General features: G+C 31.1%; 21 protein-coding genes. 10 read left to right on the forward strand and 11 right to left on the reverse strand.

The features are described 5' to 3' along the window. Window positions 1-214: 214 nt before the first annotated feature. Complete coding sequence (locus AC3WJG_RS24915; protein WP_492588775.1) at window positions 215-1489, reverse strand: DNA cytosine methyltransferase; 1275 nt, start codon at window positions 1487-1489, stop codon at window positions 215-217. A gap of 128 nt (window positions 1490-1617) precedes the next feature. Between AC3WJG_RS24915 and AC3WJG_RS24920 the strand changes: the two genes are divergently transcribed. Then, window positions 1618-3345, forward strand: a complete 1728-nt coding sequence (locus AC3WJG_RS24920; protein WP_492588776.1) for a hypothetical protein — start codon at window positions 1618-1620, stop codon at window positions 3343-3345. An 86-nt stretch (window positions 3346-3431) separates the two neighbouring features. Next, on the forward strand, window positions 3432-4199 hold the full coding sequence (locus AC3WJG_RS24925; RefSeq protein ID WP_492588777.1) for a DUF3427 domain-containing protein: 768 nt from the start codon (window positions 3432-3434) through the stop codon (window positions 4197-4199). 326 nt (window positions 4200-4525) lie between these two features. Here the strand turns inward: AC3WJG_RS24925 and drmB are convergent, their stop codons facing one another. The 4 genes from drmB to AC3WJG_RS24945 are packed head-to-tail and all read right to left on the reverse strand — an operon-like array spanning window position 4526 to window position 12448. Beyond that, complete coding sequence (gene drmB / locus AC3WJG_RS24930; RefSeq protein WP_492588778.1) at window positions 4526-6397, reverse strand: DrmB family protein; 1872 nt, start codon at window positions 6395-6397, stop codon at window positions 4526-4528. Further along, window positions 6398-9964, reverse strand: a complete 3567-nt coding sequence (locus AC3WJG_RS24935; protein ID WP_492588779.1) for a helicase-related protein — start codon at window positions 9962-9964, stop codon at window positions 6398-6400. An 11-nt stretch (window positions 9965-9975) separates the two neighbouring features. Next, window positions 9976-11478 carry a DISARM anti-phage system protein DrmE domain-containing protein gene (locus tag AC3WJG_RS24940; protein ID WP_492588780.1) on the reverse strand — a complete coding sequence of 501 codons (1503 nt, stop codon included), beginning with the start codon at window positions 11476-11478 and terminating at the stop codon, window positions 9976-9978. Then, on the reverse strand, window positions 11456-12448 hold the full coding sequence (locus AC3WJG_RS24945; RefSeq protein ID WP_492588781.1) for a hypothetical protein: 993 nt from the start codon (window positions 12446-12448) through the stop codon (window positions 11456-11458). Before AC3WJG_RS24945 ends, AC3WJG_RS24940 begins: the two co-directional genes overlap by 23 nt. 1251 nt (window positions 12449-13699) lie before the next feature. Here AC3WJG_RS24945 and AC3WJG_RS24950 point away from each other — a divergent pair. Next, the gene (locus tag AC3WJG_RS24950) at window positions 13700-13963 is read left to right on the forward strand and encodes a hypothetical protein (protein WP_142382964.1); all 264 of its coding nucleotides are present in this window, start codon (window positions 13700-13702) and stop codon (window positions 13961-13963) included. Window positions 13964-14128: 165 nt separating this feature from the next. Here the strand turns inward: AC3WJG_RS24950 and AC3WJG_RS24955 are convergent, their stop codons facing one another. Beyond that, complete coding sequence (locus tag AC3WJG_RS24955; protein ID WP_492588782.1) at window positions 14129-14479, reverse strand: DUF2178 domain-containing protein; 351 nt, start codon at window positions 14477-14479, stop codon at window positions 14129-14131. Window position 14480: 1 nt separating this feature from the next. Then, window positions 14481-14708: a helix-turn-helix transcriptional regulator gene (locus AC3WJG_RS24960; protein WP_060746761.1), complete on the reverse strand. Its 228-nt coding sequence runs from the start codon at window positions 14706-14708 to the stop codon at window positions 14481-14483. A gap of 328 nt (window positions 14709-15036) precedes the next feature. Here AC3WJG_RS24960 and AC3WJG_RS24965 point away from each other — a divergent pair, with 328 nt between their 5' ends. The 6 genes from AC3WJG_RS24965 to AC3WJG_RS24990 all read left to right on the forward strand — a co-directional run bounded on the left by AC3WJG_RS24965 (window position 15037) and on the right by AC3WJG_RS24990 (window position 18247). Further along, a complete protein-coding gene (locus AC3WJG_RS24965) occupies window positions 15037-15243 on the forward strand; it encodes a helix-turn-helix transcriptional regulator (protein ID WP_492588783.1) in 207 nt (68 codons plus the stop codon). Next, window positions 15243-15644, forward strand: a complete 402-nt coding sequence (locus AC3WJG_RS24970; protein WP_025753491.1) for a hypothetical protein — start codon at window positions 15243-15245, stop codon at window positions 15642-15644. Before AC3WJG_RS24965 ends, AC3WJG_RS24970 begins: the two co-directional genes overlap by 1 nt. Window positions 15645-16038: 394 nt before the next feature. Beyond that, window positions 16039-16704: a DUF2711 family protein gene (locus AC3WJG_RS24975; protein WP_492588784.1), complete on the forward strand. Its 666-nt coding sequence runs from the start codon at window positions 16039-16041 to the stop codon at window positions 16702-16704. Window positions 16705-16794: 90 nt separating this feature from the next. Further along, window positions 16795-17277: a hypothetical protein gene (locus AC3WJG_RS24980; RefSeq protein ID WP_221840306.1), complete on the forward strand. Its 483-nt coding sequence runs from the start codon at window positions 16795-16797 to the stop codon at window positions 17275-17277. A gap of 110 nt (window positions 17278-17387) precedes the next feature. Continuing rightward, a complete protein-coding gene (locus AC3WJG_RS24985; protein WP_098332336.1) occupies window positions 17388-17783 on the forward strand; it encodes a hypothetical protein in 396 nt (131 codons plus the stop codon). A 59-nt stretch (window positions 17784-17842) separates the two neighbouring features. Continuing rightward, entirely contained in the window at window positions 17843-18247 is a 405-nt protein-coding gene (locus AC3WJG_RS24990) for a hypothetical protein (protein ID WP_221840308.1), read from the forward strand. A gap of 259 nt (window positions 18248-18506) precedes the next feature. Here the strand turns inward: AC3WJG_RS24990 and AC3WJG_RS24995 are convergent, their stop codons facing one another. The 3 genes from AC3WJG_RS24995 to AC3WJG_RS25005 all read right to left on the reverse strand — a co-directional run bounded on the left by AC3WJG_RS24995 (window position 18507) and on the right by AC3WJG_RS25005 (window position 21849). After that, complete coding sequence (locus tag AC3WJG_RS24995; protein WP_492588785.1) at window positions 18507-18878, reverse strand: DUF1304 domain-containing protein; 372 nt, start codon at window positions 18876-18878, stop codon at window positions 18507-18509. An 823-nt stretch (window positions 18879-19701) separates the two neighbouring features. Beyond that, window positions 19702-20277, reverse strand: a complete 576-nt coding sequence (locus AC3WJG_RS25000; protein ID WP_028408083.1) for an MEDS domain-containing protein — start codon at window positions 20275-20277, stop codon at window positions 19702-19704. Window positions 20278-21066: 789 nt separating this feature from the next. After that, window positions 21067-21849 (reverse strand): hypothetical protein, encoded by a 783-nt coding sequence (locus AC3WJG_RS25005; protein WP_028408084.1) that lies wholly within the window; start codon window positions 21847-21849, stop codon window positions 21067-21069. 410 nt (window positions 21850-22259) lie between these two features. Here AC3WJG_RS25005 and AC3WJG_RS25010 point away from each other — a divergent pair, with 410 nt between their 5' ends. Beyond that, window positions 22260-22397, forward strand: coding sequence for a hypothetical protein (locus AC3WJG_RS25010; protein WP_169305217.1), 138 nt, complete (start codon window positions 22260-22262; stop codon window positions 22395-22397). 665 nt (window positions 22398-23062) lie between these two features. Here AC3WJG_RS25010 and AC3WJG_RS25015 read toward each other — a convergent pair. Further along, window positions 23063-25402: an nSTAND3 domain-containing NTPase gene (locus tag AC3WJG_RS25015; protein WP_492588786.1), complete on the reverse strand. Its 2340-nt coding sequence runs from the start codon at window positions 25400-25402 to the stop codon at window positions 23063-23065. Between the last annotated feature and the right edge of the window lie 1001 nt (window positions 25403-26403).

The following is a 26403-nucleotide window of genomic DNA, read 5'->3' on the forward strand; positions in this document are numbered from 1 at the left end:
TGCTGCTGGTTTTTATTAATTTCACTTGATACAACTGCTCTCATATTTCAGAAACATCTTGTGAACATTGGAAGAAATATCTTGATAGAAATCTGATGACGGATGAGGAAAGTAGCTTCTTCAAAAGTCATTTAAACGTATGTTAAAGCGAAAAGGTACAAAGCATAAAGCTTTGTACCTCTTGTATTTCTTACAAACTCATCTATGGATTCTATTACTCAAATAATTGAAGTTGCTGTAAACGAAGCCTTTTGCTACTGATAATATCCATATTTTTTATAGTCCATTCAGCTATTGGTTGAGCGATTGTTCTCGCGAGCTCAACTGGTACAGCATTTCCAATCTGCTTATATACCTTGTTAATTCTTCCATTTTTACTAATGGAGGAATTATTACCATCAGAAAATATAAACCAGTCAGGAAATGTTTGAATACGGGCAATCTCTTTAACTGAAAGTCGTCTATTAGCAGCTTCCCCTCCAGGTAATTCCCAACTGTCTTTTCCAATATGTTTCATTCGCTCTCCACCTGGATGTAACGGTGCTTGTCGACCGGAAGCCTGAATAGTAAAGCTTTGTTCTTCCCAGTCTTTCTTTCGATTACGAGAAAGGTAAATGGGTGAGAATCCACCTTCATACCATTCGCCTGGATCCGATTCTAAGTCTCCAATAGCTTCTTTAAGAGTTACATATGGTGTTTGCTTTTGATCAGGACCATGAGTTGGCGTAGGAAATTCGTATTCAAAATCAATATCTTTTCTAACCCCTACAATAAATACACGTTCCCTCAATTGTGGAACACCATAATCTCTTGAATTTACTAATTTATATTTCACTTTATATCCAGCCGATTCAAAGTCTTGGATAATCTGTTTAATAACTTCCCCTTTTCCTAAAGTAAGCATTCCTTTTACATTCTCTGCAATAAAAAATGCAGGTTTTGTTTGCATTAGACAGCGAATGAAATGGATATATAAGAAGTTACGTTCATCGTCAATAAGTCTTGGACCAGCTTCACTAAAGCCTGGGCATGGAAATCCACCTAAAACAATATCACACCTAGGAAAATCTTTAATCTTTCTAATATCCTTCTCATCTTGGATAACTGTTTCAGGAAAGTTTAATTTATATGTTTGATTTGCTTCTTTAAACATATCAACAGAGTAAATGGTATGGAATATGCTTTTTCCTCTATTTTCTAAAAATTGCTCTCGAGATGAAAGTACATAGTCTGTAAATTCCTTCTCTTCTACAGCGTCTAAACCAGCAAGCTCAACGCCCAAATCTAAACCACCGCATCCAGAGAATAAACTTACCATGTTAAGCTTGTCAGTATTATAATTAACTTCTTCAAGCTTTTCCTCGTCAGATAACAATTGTGCATTTTCTTGCTCCTGATGAATTTTCTCTATAAGTAAATCTTTTACTTCGTTGATATCATAATTTTGTAATGGGCGATATTTTGCTCTGCCCCTTTCTTCTATTTTCATACGATCACCTCCGATGACTATTATTTATTTTAACATTTAAACTCTAAAAAGGCCAGCTTACAGATTATTATGTAATATTTACAAGGATTGAGATAAAATGTTCTATGACTAGGAGTTGAGTGATACATATGAACATATCTCGAAAAACAGGTGATGAGCATGTTAAAAACGTTTATCAAGCATTAAAAGATTATCTTATAGGAAATCCAATTCAAGATATTCTTGATACTACCCGAGCAACAGTTGAATATATTATTCAGCTGTACCCTACTATTAAGGAAGTACAAAGCAAGTTTGAAACTGAGAAACCTGATCTTAACCCTGACCTCCGTTTAATATTAGAAAGTAACAAAGAAGTAAAAATAAACCTTTTTTACACCAAAGGAAAAAAAGCTATTCAGCCTAAAAACCCAGGTGCTAAGAGCTTCTTTAAAAGATATTTTCTTTCTGAAAAAATGCAAATGCTTTTTAATGATTATTTTGCTCAAGAATATGCTTTTTATCTACAATCTATTATTAAAACAAAAGAATGTGAAGATGGTTACGATTCAACAACTGACTTAAAGAAAAAAGTTAAACATTATTATCCTGAATTCACATCAGAAATTGAACCTTTTCGCCGACATTTTCTCTTTCGCTTGCGAGAATACTGTTTTGACTTATTAAAGAAAGAATATAATGAAGTCAATGGTGGTATAGAATATGCATTTAAGGAATTTCTTATGCTTGATAGTACTATTATTATAACTCGTCAATACGACGGGAACAAGAGTTCCTATGCAGAAGAAGTAAGATTTAACGTTGATATAGCGAATGGAGTAAACATTTATAAAGTTGGTAACGATAAAATCGGCATTCGATGTGGGGAAGAAGCCTTTACTATTAGATTTAAGTTCGAAAGTATCCCTACTTCATCCATAAAATTAGCAACAGGTTACAAGAAGTTCCCAAGCGAGAAGAGCATAATTGGGAAGAATAAACGTACTATTTCTAAATTTGAAAGTATTATTAACAATCACGAACTGATAAAGGCCGAGAATATTAGTAATGCCATTGGAAAATGTAATGAAGCGATGATTTATTATCAACTTTTGAAAAATAATTTGGAAATAAACCAAGTTGATTCGAACGAATATTGTACAATGTTGGGTAAGTATTCACCTATTGTGCCATTTGTGGATTTATTGGCGCTACAAGAAGCTTCAAAAATTACAATTCATAAAATCAGTGAATACTTAAAGAATAAGTACGGTGTTTATAAAATTGATAGTATTCAACTGGTTCCCGATAGTTACTTGAAAAATCGGTTAAATACTGCAGATCTGCAGCTAATTTTGTTTATTGATAACAAATATATCGAAGAAGCTTTTTCACTTAAAGCATTATCTAATAAGAGTACTACCCTTAATGTCAAAAATCCTGGAATAGGTCAAATCTTAGGACCTCAATACTTTAACATTGGTGATCTTTCAGACATAGTATCGGAGACAAAAAATCTGTTTTTACAAGGAATGATAGATCATCAAAATAGCTTAAAGAGGATCTCTCAAGAATTAGGTCAACAACTGGTTTTAGCATCTCAAGCAAATTTGCGTAAAGGAGTTCAGTCTATTCTTGGAAACTCAATAGTAGTTCTTACTTTTTATAAACACAATGATAGTAAAGTTTTAGAATATAATGATGTAGAAAGTGAGATTTTCATTTCAAAGCAACACCCTAGACCTACACATACAACTTTGTATTGGAATGACAAGCAAGAGCAACTTTCATTACGTGTTAAGTTTAGTGGTGGACAAAGTAAAGGTTGGTCTTCTTTGAAATTAGCTTGTGGGTTCAAAATTTCGATTAAGAATTAGGTCTTGATAATATGTAATAAGTATTAATGATCCTATTTATTTAGTAGAAAGTAGACAACTATTTATTTGAAAGGTAATGTAAACGAATGAAAATTCCTTTTGTCGTTAACCATGAGTATTCAAGAAATGACATTTATAAGATTTTAAGTGTGCCACTAACAAGCCAAAAAGGGCATTGGAACACAGGTTATACTACGTACAAGGGTAATGGTTTTATTTTTGCGGGAATTAACACCACAGGAAGAACTGGACATGATTATAACAACAAATTCATAGGAAATGATCTATTATGGTATGGCAACAATACCTCTAAATTACACCAGCCTTCAATTCAACGACTCATTTCTTCCACTGGAGATGTATATATCTTTACACGAGAAAACAATAATAACACCAAGTTTGTTTATCGTGGAAATGCTACAGCAAAAAAAGTTTATGATATGACACCAGTTAAGATATTATGGGGATTTGAAGACTATAGAGAGAATCATCCTGAAATACTTCCTGAAGAGGTAACAGGAAATAATCGTTACGAAGAAGGCTCTACTAAGAAAATTAAAGTAAATATTTATGAGCGTAGCTCTGATGCAAGACAGAAGTGTTTAAATTATTATGGCTATAAGTGCTCAGTATGCTCATTTGATTTTAAAAAAACGTATGGGGATATTGGAAGAGAATTTATTCATGTACACCATTTAGTGGCACTTCATGAAATTGGCGAAGAGTATATTGTTAATCCAATTAATGATTTGCGTCCAGTCTGCCCAAACTGTCATGCGATGCTTCACAGAAGAAAACCTGCATATACTATTAAAGAATTGAAAGATATAATAAGTGTTTGTAATAAAATTTAATCTTATACAAAAATTTTCTATGTTTACCTTATGATTTAACCTTAAAATACAATTCACTTGAATTGTTAAAAATCGTTTGCTAACAGTAGCAAACGATTTTTTAACAATTTTTCTATGTTTTTAAAGTACTTAGTAACTTTGAGATTACTTGTTTCCTTTAAATAAAGATTATATTCATTTTTCTTTGAATAATAGGCATAATAGGTTCATTTATGGTAACAGAATAATTTTTCATCTAATTCAAAAGTACACCGCAAAACTAATTTTATAATGCCTTACTAAGGAACTGAGATAGTAATTATAAAAACTGTTTGTAATTTAATCTTCTAGTTCCTGAAGTATCCTATCTTTTCATCAATAAGTAAGCTTCTATCTAAATATAAATTCCAAAATTCACAAGAAGTCTCTGGAATATGTGAACAGTTATAACAAGCTGCACCATTTAAATTGTTTACACCTTGTCCTTGTTTTTTCCCAATTTCGGTACAAACTGGATCAGAACTGCACCATTCTGCGCTATTTTTAGCTTTATCTAAAACATGAAAAAATTTATCCTGTAACCCTAAACGTACAAGCCCACCTAAAGTACCTTCCGAATCACCTGCAGAAATATAGATTAAAACACCAGCCTGCCCCTTATCCAAGTAAAGCCTTTCTCTAATCGATGCTCGATTATAACCACAGACATTTGCAAGTTCATCAATCAAAAAGTGAGATAGTGTGTGTAACATGATGTTTCTGGGTTTGAGAATGGTATCATCTCGATGCTCAATATGATCTACTCGTTGAAGATAATGTTCAAAATATTGCTGGACATCTTGAGAGGATTCCCATTCTTCAAGTTTTTTTAGGTTTAACTGTAAAAAGATGCCCTCACCATATACTTCATTTACAGGAAGCCACTTTTCATAAGCATTATCATAATCTTTATAAAGAGAAGGATAATAACTACCGTAATCATTAGTGTTTTTATAATCTTTTCGATCGAAACCATATAAAGCAGTTGTTTCCTTTAATTTCAATACTCTAGATAAGCGTTCTAAGTATGGTTTGTAATAATTATCTTCGATCTCTGTACTAGTCTGATAAACCCATTCAGGTTCAACTTTTAACTCTTTTGAATCTACTTTAGACGTAAGCTTTTCAAATTCTTTTTGTTTAATTATTAAGCCTGGTTTTTCTAATTCTTCCTCCGTGTATTGATATTCTTCTCCAGCCGCCATATACATCAAAGCTTCTCGAATATCTTCGTCAGTTACTGCTTCCTTTAATTCGAATCTAAGGTTTTCCCTTATAAATTGAATCTTCTTCTCTATATCATCTACAAGATCAAGACTTTTTCGTATTATAAACTTAGCAGGAGATTGGAGTTTAGATACAACCAGATCTACATTTTCCCTATAATCACCTGGGATGGCTAAAGCACTAAGCTTTTTCGCCATATACACACTAATAGAATTTCTTAAAATCGCAACTGGTGCTGCGGCACATTCTTCTTTTTCTTCCCCACACCATGGGCGCTCACCTTCACAAGTATATTTTTGCGAGCCTATTTTATTTAAGGTATCTCCTAAAACGCTTGTTTTCTTTTCACCATCACTTGAAGATGTAACTCTTTGTAACCCGCGGCTATCCTTGCATTTTTCACATTCAATTCTCCAGGAATCAAGTGTTGTTCCCCCACTCATGCGTATTCTTAAATTACCTTCACAATTAGTATTTTCATCACTGTGAACCCACTTACGCCAAGGGAAATCAGATAAATGACCGTGCTCACAAATTACTACAAAGGGAACTTGTTTATAATATTTTTTTGCTTGACATTTTGGACACTCTAAATATACTGAGGTTTGATCAAGTTCTAATTCTCTTAATGATTTACACGAACTGCAATAATGCCATCTAGGAAACCGCATTAAAGGCATGACCAGTCCACTATTTGGGATCACTTCCATAGCGTTTTTTGAATGCTTTCTAAATTCTGGAGGAGTATAAAATTTATCTACTTTTAAAATTGATTTTAAACGTGGCTCATTTACTGAAAACTCCTCAATATTTCTTGCTTTATCTCCTTTAGAATCTCTAAACCAGAGGTCTAGAGCACCTACAACAGCCGTTTCACCTTCTGGACTAATTACTAATGAACCTGGTCCTTCTGTTCCGACCAATTTAGAACGTCTCATTGGCAAATATCGCATTTAATCATCATCCCCCCATACGAATTCTTCTTCCTCTTTATCTATCAAAACAATGGAGCCCCTACTTTCAGCATCTACACTTCGCAATGTATTGATTACAGGGATACTACCAGTATATTTTTCACCATCACTTAAATTTCCAGCTTGATACATTAACCCACGTTCTGTATCAGAAACTCGCCAAGTTTCATAGCGTCCTTTTAATACTCCATTCATAAAGGTTTTAAAGATATCTTTCCATGTATCCAACTGATCTGGATCTATTAATTCCACACGTTCTTTAAAACGAGAGCTAAAGTTAGTGAAAATATCATCTTTCATAACACGACTTAATTCCTTGCTCGTAGGATAATTTGCTATTTGCATACTCATACGTTGGCGTAAAAATCCAATTAGTACGGCTGTTAATCCACGTTCTAATGAGGCTGTGGAAAAAGGCGTTAGACTTGTTGTTTCTACTTGTGCATAGAGCCTTTGATGATATTCATTAAAATGCTCAAAATGTGATTTATCGCGTGAGTTTTGATTAGAATATACTGTTACAATTAATCCTGGTCTCTCGTTAGGTCTGCGCCCTACCCGCCCACTCACTTGAATGTATTGTGCTGTCATTTTAGGCTGTCCGACAATGCCCATTAATGATAAACGATCAATATCTACACCTACTTCAATAATATTCGAAGCTAAACATGATGTAAGTGCCCTCGTGCGACCTTTACTATCTTTTATATTATATGGAACATTCAAATCATCTATAGTTTTAGAGATTTCATTACTCTGTTTACGAGATGTTAATTCTAAAGGTGCACCTAAAAACCTTCTGTTATTGAAGCCTTCCCTCTTAATCAGCGCGTCAATATACGTTGGAATATCGCTATTAAATAAATTTAATCCAGCTCCTAAATCTCTTAAGCTATTGTAAAATGAAAGTAGTGTCCAAAATGGATCCCGTTCATCTTCTGGTAAGCTCTCTACTTTCTGTAAAATAGCTGAATACGTCATTACTTGTGCCATTAAAATACGTACTCTTGATGTGAAAATTCCTATATACTTTCGACCAGGCATTGGCTTCCCACTATCATCAACGGCCACTTTAGAGAAGAAAGAATCATCAATATCTATACCTGGACTTGGAAATAACCTTGCACTATTTCGTCCAAACAGGCATTTAGCTTGTTCTTCAAATTCTTTAATAGTTGCCGTTGCTGAAATGATTTTAGGCTTAATCGGTACTCCACCACGATCATCAATGCATAATTCCTCAATTAATACTTCATATAGACCTGCAAGTGTTCCCAATGGTCCAGAAATCAAATGGAGCTCGTCTTGAACTATAATTTGTGGTGGCGATACAATGCGCTTTCCACTTTCGTTTAAACCAAATAACTTTCTAGCTTCAGGTTTCCAAGTTAATTGAACAAACTTATCAATAGTTCCGATTAAAAAAGTTGGTTGCTTTTCATAAATTGTTTCATCTACGAAATAAACAGGAATCTCATCATGGAAATTACATTGATCATCTGGACATGTCACTACTAATCTGTTATTTTTATTCTTAAAACCAATTACCTTGCTCTCATTACGCTTGACACCTTTTCCCTTTACTTCAACCTTTCCAATTTGACATCCACACCAAGGACATCTTGTTACTACTAAATTCTCAGGACCTTTTGACTTACTCATTGAACTTACTTGTCTCAATGCTTCTCTATTGTCATTGGGTGAAGTTTTTGACCCTACCCAGATTCCAATGGAATAAGGTATGCTACCCAAAGCATTTTTATTTTCTCTACGTACATATTCCATCGCACAAATCAGTCTAGAAGCGCGCTGGAATTGGTCAGCTGTTAGTAAACGTAAAGTATAGCGCATTATAATATCTACACCTGCATCATTAGGGTCTAACAGGCGTCTATAGAACATCTGAAATGCCGCAACACCTAAATATGCCTCTGTTTTTCCTCCACCAGTAGGAAACCAGATTAAATCGACTGTTTCACGATCTAAGGAATCCTTTTCAACTAAAGACTGAATTGATAACAAGAAAAAAGCAATCTGGAAAGCACGCCAGCTGTTATCACATGAATCCAAATTATTCATTTTTTTTGTTGATTCAGAAAATTTCTTTTCAAATACTAACTCTAATCCAGTATCTAGCTTTTCATAGTAAGCTTTACGTGGTATCTTTCCATTAATTTGTTGCAACAATATCGCTTTGTTAGCCATTTTGAATGCTTGAAGCACCTTAGGCTTTTTCAACAATTCTAGCCCTTTTTTTATCCTGGTCAAGCTTTCCTTACACAATTTCAAATTAGCTTCAGCAGCTTTTTTTAGTTCTTTTTGTAAGCCAGATAGCTCTTTCTCGCGTTTAGTAATCCAGTCATCATAGCCTGTTACTAAAGGCAGCAAGATCTTAATTAACTCATCATAACTTTTTGCATTCATTAAGGTCTGCATTTCAATCTTTAACTTTATTTCTTTACCATCAATATTTTCCAACGTAACATCTGGAGTCATGCTCTCTGTCTCATACCTTGGAATAAATGTAGAGTTAATTTCCGATATGGTTTTAGAATGCTGATTCCATGTAGTTGAACACCCATGACCGATTGCATAATTAGCTTTGTTCCGAAATAGTAACTCGTTATTCCACTCGTCTTCAGTTAAATCTAAATTGCGCTGAAAGATCTTAGGATAATTTAAAAAGCTTCCTAGAGCAGCTGAAATATTTAAATGAGATTGAAATACTATATATTCGTTTATATTATGTCTTGCAGGAGGCTCAGTCACATTTAAAACTGTCACTGTCAACAATGTATATTCTTTTTTTACACGATATTGAATATGTAATTTTAAACTAATTTTTTCAATTCTTTTTTGTGTATTGTCATAAACATCTAGAGAAAATTTCTTTACACTAATCTCTTTGTTAGGGTCAAATTCTGATAAATTGATCTCTTTTTCAGCGAAAATAGATGTGCGTAACCACCAGTATTCATCAAATTTGTAATGTTTTTGTTTGCCATTATCCTCATCTTTATGAGTAATATCTGCATAGATTTTATGTTTTTCATATATTCCACCTTTAAACTTAACTGTAAATGATTTCGCATCCTTAGATATGCAAAAAGTCATCCCCATGCTTGAAGGTTTTGAATCTTCCTGTTGGATTTTAGCTACGGCATCGTCTAGACCTGATTCCTCATCTATTTCTTCTGTATTTAAGTTAGCTAATTCATCATAAAACTCTGTTTTTTGCTCATCATTAACTATATTAATTACAAGTTCATTTTCTTTTGAATCTTCGTTTTCAATGTTCATAGGATATAACATTCCTGCAGCATACCTTCGAGAAGGGGTATCTCTTTGGATTACTTCCTCCTTTAATGCTGCCTTATTCCAATAATAATTGGTATTCAAGTCATCAAAATTATTAAATGATGTATTGCCAATTACATTTAAAGGTTTTATAGTATTTTGAATGTCGCTGGGACCTACAATTTCTTGTTCTATGGCATTAATAATAAATTCTCGATTATATAAGGATCTTTCTAACTTTTTATCCACTGTTCTACACCTCAACCTTTAATAATTTTTAATGTTTCATTTTCTGGAATAAAATAGGTTTCATCAGAAATTTTTTCTATTTCAGCAATATTAAAAAAGGATTCTTCGAATTTTTTTGATTCAAACCTATAAAACCCGTTTTCGTTTATAATATTTTCCAGATCTTTATCTAACTCATTCATCAAGGTGCGAGATATGTGATGACCGGCTGAGATATGTGCACTTCGAATTTCAGTAGCTGCATTTAATATTTCTTTTATCTCCTGAGGATCAAACCTTAATGCTTTTAACAATTCACTTAGACATGAAGGCTTAATAGACTGATTGCTCATCCAATTTTTAATGTTATTCTCTTTAGCAACTGAAAGTTTATAACGGTCTATTAATATCTTAGATACTGCCTTAATTCCCTTTTTTCTTACATGATAGCGTAGCCGTTTCTTCCATTTTTCTAAGCTCTCTCGATATTCATTTGCGTTTGCACCCATAATGTTATCTGCTTCTTCACGGACTAAATTAGATGCGTTCTGTTCCCTGAATATTAATAAATCCTCAATAACTACATCCTCAACTTCTTTTTGGAATACTCTTAGAGAATCTCTATCAACTACATTTACTTTTTGCCTAATTGGCAAGAAAATGTAATCATTATGAGAAATAGTAGCTAATTTTACCTCTATATTGCCTTCAGGAGAAAAATTCTCAAAATAACTAATTAAAGTTTTTTCTGACTTTTTTATTGTTTCTTTCGTAAAAGTTTCTTTAAAATCCAGCCCTGAAAATCCCTTTTCAAACGTAACATCTTCATAAATGGTATTTATTAGATGGTCATCATTAATTAAGTTCAAAAAGGATTTGCTTTTTACTAATCGGTTTTCGAAGCAAGAATATCCTATAAATATAATTTTATTTCCATGAAATATTGTAGAGAATTTTTTAGAAAAATAGTTAGGGGTACCTAAAAATATAACTACATCTGCAAATATTCCTAAACTAACAAATTCTTTATCTCTCATTACTTTATAATTGGTATGATTAATTTCAATATATTCATTTGGGGAATTTTTCTTAGTTAAGATATATGTATTATTCGGAGAAATTTGTTTCTCTATAAGTAATTGCGATAAAGCATCAGCATAGGAGTTATTTTCCTGCTTACGTAGTATTTTTATTATATTTATAATAGGTTCTATGCTCTTTTTGAATAAATCAGCATACACTTGCTTTTTTGTTAAGGTAAAGTACTTGACGATTAAGTCATTATTCTCCTTAAAGTAAGCGCTATAGTTACATAGAGTACCAACTACTTTACGACATACTCTGACGAATGTCTCGGTTTCGTCTAACAGAACTTGATCATGTTCATAATAAGCTTTGACTTCATTCTGTAGCTCTTTCAAAGCGTATATTAAACTTCCTATATGACTTTCTTCAATCTTCACAAACTCTATATTTATAGGTGAAGAATATAATTTATTTGCTAGATCCAGATTAGATCTTCGATGACCATGCAAAGATCTCCACTCCTTTTGGGATTCTAATTTGGTTTTTATTCATATATTCCAAAATGTCTTTATTTAGAGATTGTCCTCTCTCCATTAAAAAGTCTTGCTCAATTTTCAATTGAAGCTCTTCAATCTTCTCATCCCTCTCATGCAGATCTATAATAAAGACACACTTTTGTTCCTTAAATTGATCCATCTTACTGAGTGATCTACTACTTCCGGCAAATACTACCGTAGATTCATCTGGAAGGATTGATGAGTGATTTTGCTGGATAAATGAAAAATTCTTAAACGTACCTTCTGTGCCATCAAACAATATTTCCGCGAATTTTATAGGTTCTCCGTTAACTTTAAGCTCAATAACGGAGAGATTATCTATCCATTCCTTTTTATTAGCGTATAGATAAGTCTTTGGCGTGTTTTGCATCATTAACAAATTGAGATTGTCCTTTGAGTATAAACTTTTCAATTTGAGATTATCGGTTATGTTCTCCACATTGTTTACTCTTCTGGTATTTCTAACTCTTGTTATTTCATTGTCATGTATTCTTATATACTCAAACCATCTTGTTTCTGGTATATAGTTAATGCAGTTTGAGCGATCTTTTACCACTATGGCATTAATATCTGTATTAGGAATTTTGCTCACTTCTATAACTGAGTGGGCTACCCATTCTTCTCCTATTTTATAGAGAATCCTTTGCCCTTTTTTCAAGTTGAGATATTCTTCCAATAATGATTCTTTAGAAGGATTCCTAAAATCATAATCAATAGCTCCAACTACAAAAAAATAAGAAAACATTAGATTAGATGGTACAGATATATATAATTTCATTAGATGGCTTGCTTGCTTTACATAATTTGCTAATGTAATACTGAATTTCATCCAGTCTTCCAGATATACAATATCACCTTTAAAGTTTGTATATTGCCATTTATTTAAGGGCATTACTATTTCATCTCCAAAATAAATTATCATAATATTTCTTTTTCACCCGTGTATTTTGCACTCATCTATTTTCTTCTATAAAAAAGTGATATTTTTCCTGTGTATATTATACTACTAAACTATACTATTAAAAAGATCATTGCTTATATGGGAAAACAGACTTTGTTGCTACCATCTATAACTACATTTCTAACTACTCTTTTTAATTCATTCCCTTTTGAAAAAGTTAATAACGGTTATATGAAGAAATTATCTTAAGTAAATGTACTGAAAGGGATTAACAAATTTAAATGTAGATTAGGAGTAATGAATAATGGGAGTGGTAAAGCAAGATGTTTAATAGCTTGTTTTAATATTTTGAAAATAATACCTTTTTATATTTTTGCTGCATTAATTGTAGATGATAATCTTTATTTTGATATCAACTGATCGCACCTATGTATCAAAATCTCAAATTTTCTATTTGCATACTCATTTTGTACTTTCTGTTCTGATTAATCCATTAAAAATGTTCGTAAAAGTGCCTGTACTTTAGAATACGTTCGTAATTTATTTTGAAACTTAAACGAACGATTAAAATGATAGATTTCTTATAAAAAACAATAGTCCGTAAATGTATACCTTTGCGGACTTATAGAAAACCTATCCTTTTATTAAATTGGTATAAAATAACATTATATAACCAATGGAACTGAATAACTATTTAACATATGTTATGATGGATAATTAAGGAATAAACATATAGGTAGCGAGGGAATTTCAAATGAGAAAGTTGAAAGGATCTTACTCTTGGGTTGTAGCAGGGCTACTAGTGTCTAGTGCCTTTGTCAATTTTGTTTGGAAAGGACAAACTTGACCAGGATACTATACCTTATGTACATTATTGATATTAATCATCATAAAGATAATGCTATATAACTATGAAAAGAGTGAGAATAAAAAAAAGTAATGCATCACACTTTAGGTTTGCTGCATTACTTTTTATGTGCCCATAATTTGCTAACACCTCACATTGTGAATTAGGTAGTTACATATAGAGGAATGAAAAAAGGAGGCTAAGTGTGGGATTATTTTTTAGAAAGATCGACCCTGCTAAAGATAGTAAATATAGACAATGGTTAAATTCCATGTTGGTAGTCGCGATACTAATAAACTTAATAAATAGTTTGTTTTTAAATTGGCGGTGGCTTTATTTTACAATGACCATTGTAATTGGCATACTGGCTATTTTAATATTTAAGGAATATAAAGGTGAGAAGTAAAGGGTGTATGAAATTGTGTATGAAAAAGAAGATTAGTTTAAAATTATTTTGGATTCTTAGTATTATGGCAACTATAATTTTTGCTTTTATTCCAAACGTTGGTATTAGGATTGAAGGACCATATCATTATTTCGGTTTTCCTGCTCAATGGTTGGGATATTATAAAGGTCCAAGGCTAACTTTTAATATATTAGGTATCTTGTTTAATATTGCTTTCTTTTATTTTGTTTTCTTTATTTCAAACAAAATATTAAAGAAGATTTTAAGAAGCACTGCAAGTTAATTGCTTTTAGATAAGAAAATTATAGATAGTAAATAGATATACTTTTTGAAAAAAGCCTAATATAAAAAGAAGAACCTACTATTATTGTATAGCAGGTTCTTCTTTTTACTTATTTCTATAACGTACAATATGTTAACTAATGCTGAATATAGTGTGCAAAATTCTTTAGCTTAAGAAATCCTTTTTATATCGAACAGCAAGATATATACCTGCAGCAAGGAATGCCAGGGAGTATTTAAATAAGAAGAAAATTTGCCACATATACTCTTTTGGAAAAATGAGGTCGCATAAAATAATTCCACACAACATAATAAGGGCACTTTTTAAATTTATTTGATTGGTTCTTTCGTCAGACACACTCATTCCTAATTTTTTTTGAAATACGTATACTAAGATTATTGCGATTATAAGCGATAAAAGTCCAATACCAATCAGCATATTCCAGTTATTATTTGATTGTTCTGTCCAGGTTTTTAAAGGGATAAAAATAGCATCTTCTATTTTGTCAGTTATCATCTCAGTCACGTCCTCCCACATAATTAAAAATATCGTTAACGTCTACGTCGAAGAAATTAGCTATTCGAAAAGCTAAAACGAGGGAAGGAGAATAATTATTTTTCTCCATCACATATATGGTTTGTTTGGATACTCCTACAGCGTCTGCCAATTCTTTTTGAGACATTCTTTTTAAAACTCGGTACTCATACACTTTATTTTCAACGTAGTCACCATTTTTTTCTTTCAATGTAATCACCTTCCTTTTTTGACTACAAACAAATAATACAACAAACTTATATAAAGGTAAAGTAAACTTATACAAAAGATAAATATTATTATACGATTTATGATAATAAAAAGGGTTAGACTCTTAGTGAGGAATCTAACCCTTTTCCATTTTTAATCGAAAATATAAATTCTTTCTCACTGTCTATAAAGCACATTATGTTAACTAAGTTTGTATGCTATATGTGAAAAAAATAGATGTTTTGTAAAAGATATTTGACAAAAAGAAAATATTACCATAAAATATAAATGTAAAAAGTTTTTTACATTTAAGGGGTAGGTTGATAAGTATGAATAATCGTATCAAAGAACTTAGGAAATTTAATAAGTTGTCTCAAGAGGATTTAGCTAAAGCTTGTGAAGTATCCAGGCAAACAATCAATGCTATCGAGAATAACAAATATGACCCAAGTTTAGCTTTAGCATTTCAACTAGCAGAAAACTTAGAAGTAAGTGTGAACGAATTATTTTTATATCATAATGGGAGGAATTCGTAATGAAGAATGTACAAAGAAATTATATTTTGGGTATTGTTGTTTTGCTAAGCTTCGCTTTTTTTCTAATCACTATGTATATTACAGATTTTAAGAATGGATATAGTATAGGAGTAACTGGTGTTATAGGAATAGTCGTAGTTTTAACTAGCATATTTCAATTTGCTACTTGGGGATTCGATAGAAAAGTTCAAAAAGATGAAATGGGCAAGAAGGTTGCTACTATAAGTGCTAAAACAAGTTATCATATCTTAACAATATCTCTCTTTGTTTTATGGGTAGCAGATCGTATTATTTTTGTCAGAAGAAATGATTTCGGTAATATCTCTTTGTTTGCAGCTATTTGCCTGTCCTTAGTTATTTTTCCGATTGTTCAATTCTTCTCAGCAAGACAATATAAATAAAAACTTAAAAATAATGGAGCGTTAACAAAATAAAAGAACAACCTCTGCAGTGGACGAGAGGTTGCTCTTTTGCTACGTTGAAATTTGTAAAAATAGTCTGACCTGTAGTGTGGCATATTATGGTATCAAATGCTATTTTTGGGTCTGAAGCATATGAATAAAAGGTGCGCTTTTTATTCATCGATTTAGTTGGTCCTCCTAATGAAAAGCCTAATAAATCAAGGATGTATAAAAAGCTGCATAACTCATAATTGAGACCTCTTTCGAACCCTTACTCTCATAAGGGTTCTTTTTTGTGATGTGTTCCGGAAAGAGTGATTATGTTGACTAGAAATTACTGTTCTCTGTATATAAAATGTACGTAACTAAGTATATTCAAAGGAGATGTCTCGTTTTGTTAGATTATATATGGATCGATGGAGATGTACCTATTTTGTCTCAATTACCTAATAACTTTAATTCTGCGGCTATTCTATTCCACCCTTTTATTCAAATGCCCTTTGGTTGGGATAAATCAAAGAGAGAAAATCCTTATCAGCATATATATCCTAGTGATGAGGAAATGCTTAAACTTGGAGAACCAATACTATGGAAAGAAGTAATGGCCAAATGTAATTTAAAATCCTACAAGGAACTATTCAAAGCGTTGCAACACCTTACTGGTGTGCCTAGTGATGAATATAAAAAATTAGCTCCTTATGTTAAGTCTAATCCAGATTTTTATTACCCAGAAGAAGATCGTACATCGTTGTTTATACTAAATAGTTTAGTAGAGATCCTCTGTTCAAAAGGGGCAAATACTTTATATTTTTCTGAACCTATTCACGACACAAACGGTTCATTTAAAGTCAATGATGTGTCATCTTTAGAAATAGCTAACTTATCTCCTAACGAGTCAATTATCACAGATGAAAATATGGACTTTGCATTTATGGGGATCTATGATTCGTTTATAACATTGCTTTTAGCTAAAGATACAAATATTGAGGATACAATTAAGTCTCTAAACCTTGAAGCTTTAATATGTGATAAAGAAACACAGCTTAAATCGTTTATTTAATAGGTACCAATAAGATACATTATGGTAACTATAAATGTACGACCCATACATGAGATAATAAGCACAAAAAACGTTAAAGGAGAAACGACTTTGAAAATAGAGAATCGGAGATTCGCAGAGAAAGCGTTAAGGCATTTACTTGTTGATAGTCAAATGGATGGAATAAAGTTTGCGTCTGAGGTTTCCGCCATTTCATTAATCTTTACTCAGTATGATCGAAAAGAAGATGATGCATTCATTTTAACGATTGAAACAGCGTGGACGGTATATGAAGAGGTCCCACTTGTCTATCCATCTTCGGAGAGAGAAGTCCCCACACATACTGAAGAACAGCACTTTAAACATATTTGGGATGTTAAGAGACAAAAAATAGTGGATGTACATTTAGGTCATCGGTCGCCCCATCTAATCATTTCATTTGAATCAGGTAGCATTTTGTTTGTAAATGGTCATGATACGAACTATGAATGTTGGCAACTAGGTGATCATTGGGGAGGAAGCGACAATGAGTGGCTTTTAGTTGCCGTTCCAGGCGATGATATAGCTGTTTGGTCTCCTGAACACTTTGAATAAGCTCCTAGAAGCCGTATTATGTAAACTGAATTTGTATAATTTATACACTGAGTATCAAAGTGAAACTGATATAATAAATAGAACTTATAACATACATGGGAGAATTAAATATGGATTCTAAACAGTTATTTTTAAGAGAACTACATAGCATCATTAAGAAATATGCAGAAGTAGGGGAACAATTGAAACAGCCAGATAAACAATTATCCTGGGAGGAATTCGATTTAACTGAAGAAGAAATAAGTGCTTTAAATGCTCAAAAGTTTACTGACGAAAGTATTAGTGCAATTGAAAAAATCGTAAGAGATAATATTATGGGTGCTTTTCATAGTGCTTTTTGTTTACTAGATGGGGTAAGTGATCCTGTATCAGAGAACGAAGAAGATATATGGGTTGGTTTAAAGTTAGAAGAAAAACAAGACGACGATGAAGATGAAGAATTTTTACATGATGAACTGTATAGTTCATATTGGGATTGGCACGACTTAAATAATAAAGACAAATAGAGCAATAATAAAATTCTTTAAGAAGTACTATAAGGTAATGAGAAAAGGAGACTCTTAAAGTGTTAAATATTAAGAACTTTCACTTGTTAAATAATCTTTCACCAGAATTTTCGTTATTAGATATGAAATACATCACAGAAATAAGGTATTTTATAGAATATAGCAACAATTTTTTGTTTGGTGAAGAAAACAAAACTAATTTACATGTAATTTTTCTTTTACAACCTAAAGGGAATCATAACTTTTATGAAGTCAGTATGAATTTTTATGGAGTAGAAAATTTCAAACTATTTGCCAATGGCGGAGCTATACAGCTATCTATACTACAAATAATAGATATTAGTGATAGAAGTTGGGAAAACATTAGGTTTCAAGTAAGAGACGTAGAAAATGAAGATATCGACTTTTATTGTAACAGTATTGAAATTTTAAATGTTAAGGAATCACAGATTATTGATGGCTAATACATATATATTTAGATAGCCTTTCTACCGATAGAATGTTTTATGGAAACTAGGTATTTATAGAAACATTTAAGTTCCATTTTAAAGGCATGTTACAATTTGATTGTAAGGAAAAGGGGTGGTCATCACGGAAGTTATGGACATCATCATTATAAGAGGAAAAGAAAGAGTGGGAGTTTCTTTAGTAGTTAAATGAGAAAAGGGTACCTCGTTCTAATGGCATTGGAGAAGGAAGTACCTTTTTAAAAAAACTTGAATTCTATATGACAAACAAAAGCGTAATCAGTGCTAAAATAGCCGGAAGTCCCTGTTTTATAATAATTGACTTGGTAGATGTAAAACCACCGTAAATAGCTGCTACCACCACACAAATGATAAAAAACAACTGAATCATATAACCAATTGAATTAAATCCAAGTATGAGCCCCCAAACGAGTCCTGCGGCTAAAAATCCATTGTATAATCCTTGATTTGCAAACATAATAGCTACATTCCGATCTCCTTCCAAGTGCTTAGGTAACTGGAATGCTCGTTTTGCTACCTTCGAACGAATAAAAAACATTTCAAGAATCATAATGAATAAATGTTCTAATGCTACAATTCCAACTAAAATAGCTGAAAGTATCTCCATGCGCCATTCTCCTATTCTTTTTTCTGATTTTTCCATCCATAACAACTCATGAATTAACTTAATGTATTTTTCTCGAGTAAAATCAATAACGCCTAAATTAGCTTATTTAGGTGCGTTTATTAGTTAAGTTTATAGAATAGATACCTTGCATCTTAAGTCCTTTTTAGATAATCTGCTTGTTCTTATTAGGTTAACTTATTGTTTAGTTAGAAATCCTCATTATTTAAAAAAAGTAACGAATCAATTGTCCCTTTTATTTTATATTCAAATGTTTACAAGTCAATACTGTTATCAATAAACCTTTTCATCAATAGTAAAGCCAATTTTGGTTTTACTATTGATGGGAAATAGAAAACTTTGCTGTTCACTCCCAGCAGCAATGTCCTCGAAACACTCTCGGTCATATAAGTGACAAGCATTCATGTATTGATGTGGAAATACAAGAGTTTTTCAAAACAAACAAAAGAAGTAAGGTCAAGACCGTCAGCATCTTCTAGTGGCATTAAGATCAATCTAACATAAGGAAATTACATATGGAAAACAAGAAAAGCCCTTAATTAGTTAAGGACTGAAAGGGCTCTTCTTGGCTACGAATAAGTAATGGCTTTATAGATGGAACCATCTAGTCCATTTTATCATGTATTCACCGTAAAAAAGTAATTTTTATCCTTTAAATAGAAAATCTTTAAAATGAATAAGACTAGTTAGAATCAACATTTAGGCTATGACGGCTAAACAGAAGAGATATAAAAAAACAAAGGGAACTAGTCGTTTCCTTACCGATAAAAAAGCGCTTCGTATAATTACGTAAGCGCTTTTATTTTTATTCTACATCTGTTAGGGGCCGATATTGTTCAGAGGTAATTAAATCACCTTCCATAAGAACATAAGGGTGTGTTTCCATCAAAATAGTTTGGAGATACTCCGGCATCCTCTCTGCTTTGTATGCACAAATTAACGGAAAGGAGAGTTTATTTACTGCATCATCCACGATTCTTTCAAAATCTTCAATGAGATGTAAGGGATCTTCCATCGTACTCCATTCTACATGTGCCCATGATCTAAAAGAAAGTTTATTTTCTAGATAGAGCTGTACACTCTTCTCAAAGTAAGCAAGAATAGCAGGAGGATGATAACTACCACTTGAATAATAGAAATCAAAGTTGTTTATACGATGGATTTTTTTCATTTGATCTGTTGTTAAGAGTGCTTTTAAATGGTTATGAATAAAAGGATAAAAACGGTCATTTTCAATAAGAAGAATGCAATCTCCAGCAAGAATCCCCTCTTGAATATAACTTACAGCTTGTTGTATATACGTTTCTTGCTGGTCATAAGAATACAGTATATGAACACTCTTTTGTTCTGCAAACAACTGATTCATTTTACTTTTTAACATACAATCCCTTCTTTCTTCTCGCTTTCTCATTATACGTGAATTATGTATCTAGAATACAGTGGTATTTTATTGAATTTTCAAAAAATAATAAAAGTGCAGAAAGTTCACTTTTTAAATACTTCTCTAAATTCCGTCCCTAAGGGAAACCTTGTTAAATTAAGGTTGTATAAAAAGCTGTATGTTCCGTAAATATAGAACTCAACAAACCCCACGTGGCACAAGTGGTTCTATTTATTCTGTGTACAGGAAGAGTGATTATGTTAACTAAGGATATATATCTTAAGCTTAAAACCACAAAAGATTCCTTACAATTCCTGTTATATCAAGTAAATAAATTATGTGGTTTAATAAATTAAAAAAACTTTTAAAAGAAGTACATTATGGGGGTTACAGCAAAGAATTTATTGTTATTTATTTTATGGGGAGGTGTAAGTGCCCTTATTTTTCAATTAGTCTCTCCTTCAAGCCTTTTAGTTCAATGTATACTTATATTTTTTATTGGATCTATTGGAGAATATTTAGGAAATTATCTAAGAAGCACACGTGAAAAATGGATAAGATAAAATACTCTTATTTAAAAAGGTTTGACTACTGATAATACGTTTTATGGTAACTAAAGAAATATACATTATTACAGTTAAAAAGCAAAAACCCCCTTCTCTCTAAGGCGGTTTTAGCTCTTACGTGACTTTATCCAATGACACCTTTTGGCATCTTGGTTAGTATGCTCCAATTACGATTCTTTCATTCACATAAAATTAAAAGAGACCTGTAGACCAGGCCCTCTTGTTACCTTTTTTCCTTTTCAATATAAAAATCTGGGTGTTGATAGTTCTTCTCTAAAAAGGTTTTCTGTTCTTTTTCAGCAAGCTTATTATTTTCAACGGTATTGATATAAGCATCATAAGTGGCGAAGCCATAAAGGGAAGGGAAAAACAGTAACCATTCTGCATTTAATACGTTAGTAGCCTTTCGGATTTCGCCTAAAAAGAGAAGAGAAATAGCTTCAAGAAGATGAGAATAGTAAAAGAAAACAACCGTCCAAGTAACGATAAAAAAAGCAACGATTATTCGATGAATATAAAGCTGACCTAAACCTGGCATAAATAAAGACCATACGATAGACATAAGAGGATTTCTTTTATCCAAGTAGTTAATCTCCATAGATCCTATACTAAAGGAATTAAAGGTGTGATTTTCTCTTTCAGCTAGGACATATATTTTATTTAAATCAACTGTCGTTCGATAACTATCCCATATGGCAAAGATATAAACCGGAATATAAATGAGAAGCCATCTAGTGTTTAGTGACTCTTTGGCCATGTCTATGTCTCCTTGAAAGGAATGAATCATAGCCACGTTTATATTAGACTGAAGGTTAATAACAACCTCCCAAATAAATAAAACAAAGCCTCTAAGATATTTGGATAAAAGTAAATGTCCAAAACCGGGAAAAGCTGCTGACCACCAAGCTATGATGTAAGGATTTCTTAAGTGAATTTGAGTGGTTCCAAATATACTAACGTGGGCTATATAGCGTCTTGCCGTATTATCATTTTTATAATTGTCCATATATGTTCTCCTATGGAATTGTTATAGGATTGGGAAAATGTATTTTACATCTTTAATCCATAATTAACATACTGTAATATATTTATTCCGTTTTCCACATTTAAAATAGCTAAAAAACCTTCATGAAACAAAAAGGTTTCTTAGCTATTTATAAAATCTTTTCATAATTTCTCTAGAACACTTAATTAATCATAATATTCCGTCTTTTAACTACAATTTGTAAACGCTATCATATATACTATATTTAGGTTGTATAGCACGCGTGGCTATCAACGTATGTGGCGTAGGCGGAGCCAGTACAGAATAGAAAGTGCTTATCATATAAACATCAGTTGTTAATTTATATGTATAAAAGATTGCTAGTTAGGCAATAATTAAGAATAAGAGCATGAACAAAGGGGGTAAAACGATTGAGCAAACAACAGGGTTTCTCTACATTTATTAAAGAAGAACGTTTTGACTTACATTCGTACCTTACCTATTTATTTATCAATGAGTGCCAGGAGAATGCAGTAAATGAGTTAGAAAAGGAACATGTAAGTCAATAAATTTTAAATGTTGAAAGGATTACGAATTATGGAAGAAAAAAAGTGTAGGTGACTTGATCTTTCTCAATGGAAGGAACAAGTCGCCTATTTGTGTTTCGTCTAGACATTCATTGTGTTAAAAAGCGAATATCTCTACTTCGTATAACTCTCTATTATATCTTCTTACCTTTAAGTATGTTATTGAAAATACAATAATTAAATATAAATTCCATAATAATTTATATTTAGTATTATTTAAACAAATTAATCATCAATCTAATTAATTATAAATTTTATATCATTTAAAGAAGTAAACATATAAAGTTTGTTATTAAAATTAAAGTTGTACTATTTACTTAATATGACGACAAATAAGAAGTTTTTCTACAAGGTATGTAACATTTAACGTTATTTTTAATAAAACACGTTAACTATTACTTATGTAAATAAAATAATGTTAATTTTACACAAAAGTATTCATATACATTTAATGTTTATATCGTTTATCGTACAAATAACATAATCTATATATTGTAATTAGAAAAACTCCTTTCCTTAAAATGAAACTAACGCCCACGTTAGTTTCATTTTAAGGAATAAATTAATTTCTCATATCACTCATTAATTTAGCCGAATTTTCAAAATTTTCGTAAGCAAATTATTAAAGTTACTATACTTTTAAAAGCTTATTCAAGTGGTCTATCTAATATTAAATCTAATTCATCTATATGAGCTGGAGTATTAACTATAGCTCGATTTGGATATTCTCCCATAGATTGAGGCTCTAAATACCACTCTACGGTTTCTTCAAACTCATCTTCTAACTTTTCGTATACACCCTGAAGTATTACATTTTGTACATCAGGATTATTTTCATCTATAAATTCTGTTATTTCAACTAAATCAAATGCCGTATCTGTTAACTTTTCTTCTATATTTGATTTTATTCTACTTAATTCTCTTTCATATTCTAATTTTTTTGTACTTTTATTTTCATAGTAGAATTCTAAGTCATCTACGTCCTCATACTCTAAAAAATCATTCAAATCAAACTCATTAATAAAACTCTCTAAAATATCTATAAATTGATTTTCCCATTCTTCATAGTAAACTTCATTTAATTCTTGTTGTTTCAGTATACATAATAGATTAGCAGCTTCATCAGCTTTAAGGTTTAATAAAACACTTTCTCTAAATTTAGATTCTGAGAATCTTTCTTTTATTTTATAAAAAGTATTGTATTTAGATGTATATAGCAAAATAGAAACAATATTTGCCTTACTTAAATTGTCACCAAATATTTTTATTTCTCTAGGCATTTTAAGTATTCCTTCAACTATTAAATGCTCATATTGGTTATTTAATTCGCCGAACTTCCAAATATTATACAAGCAATATAATGGAATTTTATTATCAATACTCTTTCTACTAAGAAACTCTCCCGTCTGCAATTCACTTAAAAGTCTCTCCTGCGAAGCTTCTCCTAAAATTCTTTCTAATTGCTCAACATAGAGACTATTATCTAATATATGTTCTTTTTCGATTCTATTAACATTTAGAGAGTTTTGCATATAATCATTTAAAGAAGGATTTATTACACCAATAAGGAGCTTCCCCTCATTTTCCACCATTCTAATCATTGAGGACGTTAAACGCTTTTTAGACTCTTCAAAGATATTTCTAGTAGGATCTATCATACCTTCACTTTGAATCCTCTTAAAAAAACATTCTTCTAAAACACTCACTTCCACAAAAGTATCTGTTAAAGAAAATAATGTATGCATAAAAATCCGATCTTCCATCGCTAATCCGTGTCTAAACTCTTCGCTCCAAACCTCTTGTGGATTACTCAAAGTAGCTATTATAAAATCGTGATATTCAGAAGGATTTATCTTTTCATATCGCTTTTTATGTGTGACATACTCTATTATTCGAGGATTATAATTCTTATGTTTAATAATAGAAAGATAATTTTTATTTGCTCGAATCATGTCATAGTAATCATTTGGCAATTCATTTCGTATCAAATGATTAAAGAATATATAAGCTTTTTCTTTCTCACTAATATCATTCATATTAATAGTTTTTATTTTCACTTTTTCATCTTCTAAGTATCTACGTAAAACTCCTGAACTATTCTGTGCTTCATTTAAAACTGTAACCCTACTATTTAGTATTAATACTTTATTTTCACTTATACTTATGTAATTTAACAAACTAATTAATTCTTGATCTTGCCACTCTCTCAATTTCAAATAATATTGACCTAAACAATCATCTAATAAGATTACTTCTTTTAAATCTTTATTGTCTTGTATACTTTTTTTCAAATCACTTATTAAGCCATTAGTAGTATATCGAATTTGATATCCTTTTTTTACGAAATAAAAGGTTAGCATCTTAGATGTTATAGATTTCCCTACCCCGGGATCACCACAAACTAAAATTTTTCTATTTTTCTCCAATATATCTAAACATTGGTTAAAAAGACTTGTTTGAACAAAATACTTAAAATCTACTTCTAAGTTATTTAATAGCACTTCTCCGTCTATAAATATGTCTCGATTAATTAATTGGGTTAAAATTTGATCGGCTACTAACCAAAGCTTAAAATTCTTTTTAAGAATATCTTGATTACAATCTTTGTTTAAAAGTTTATCTATTTCATTTTTAGTAAGAATATTCTTATCGCTTTCCATATAATTTTTAAAAATATTATATATCTCTTTAATATTTTCAGCAGTAAGCTCTTTAGATGTGCAGACATAATATTTTTGAGGTTTAGGATTCATCTCTTGTAACTTAATCAATTCTTTTTCTAATGAGGATTTTAAACTGCTATATGTACTTTTAAGATAGTGTTTAACTTGAACTACAACATTTTTATTAGTAGGACTTTCAGTTAAATCTACTCCACCGTCTCTACCTGGACTAAAATGTCTCAATTCTATACCTAATTCTCTACTCAAAATATCTGAACAAAGAATTTCAAATTCGTTTGGACTTAAATTATTATAATCAAACATGGTACACCCCTCTTTCAACACATTTAAAATATTTATACTTATGAAAATTTCTTAACTATACATCTTTTCAAGTTTTTATTTTATACTTACCACTAGTTCTTTCTTTTGAATAATTTTATACGTCTGAGTTCTTATTTCACTTATAACTTTATTGGAATTTATATTTAAAATCCTTAATTATTCTAAAAAATTATGTATTGTTGAATATATGAAATTCTAATTTTATGATTAATTGGTAGGTAATTCACAAACCTCTCAAAACTAACAGGATTCACTATTATTCTCTCTTCTTCCAAATCATTTACATCTTAACTTCACAGTTAGCCCCCAAAATAGTTTATATTTTTCATTTAACAATAACTAGATTTTTACCGTATAACAATAAAAATTCGGAAAAAGTATTTAAGTTGTGAAGATTTGTAATTAGAACATAGATAAATAATAAAAGACAAGAAAGGTTCATTTTAGAAATGAACCTTTCTTATTTAGTAAAAGAATAATATTTATTGGTCTTTTGCTTTTGTATAATTTATCTTTATTTGAATAACTTATTTCTCATACTTAATAAAAAGAACGTAACTGAATGAACAGTTACGTTCTAAGTTTGAATAGAACATTTTGTTGAAAGAATAAAGTTTAGTATTTAAGTGAGAGTTTTTATTATTATATAGCAAGTGTTCCGAGACTCCAATTTGTAGTAATCATATTTTGAAAGTTTTAGTAATAGTAGTTTTAACCAACATAATCTCTTAACTTATAGAGTTTCCGAATTATTTATAATCCCTTAACTTATAGAGTCTCTGAATTATTTATAATCCCTTAACTTATAGAGTTTCTGAACTATTTATAATCCCTTAACTTATAGAGTCTCTGAATTATTTATAAACCCTTAACTTATAGAGTCTCTGAATTATTTATAATCCCTTAACTTATAGAGTTTCCGAATTATTTATAATCCCTTAACTTATAGAGTCTCTGAATTATTTATAATCCCTTAACTT

This window comes from Priestia sp. FW507-14D1A, assembly GCF_058781295.1.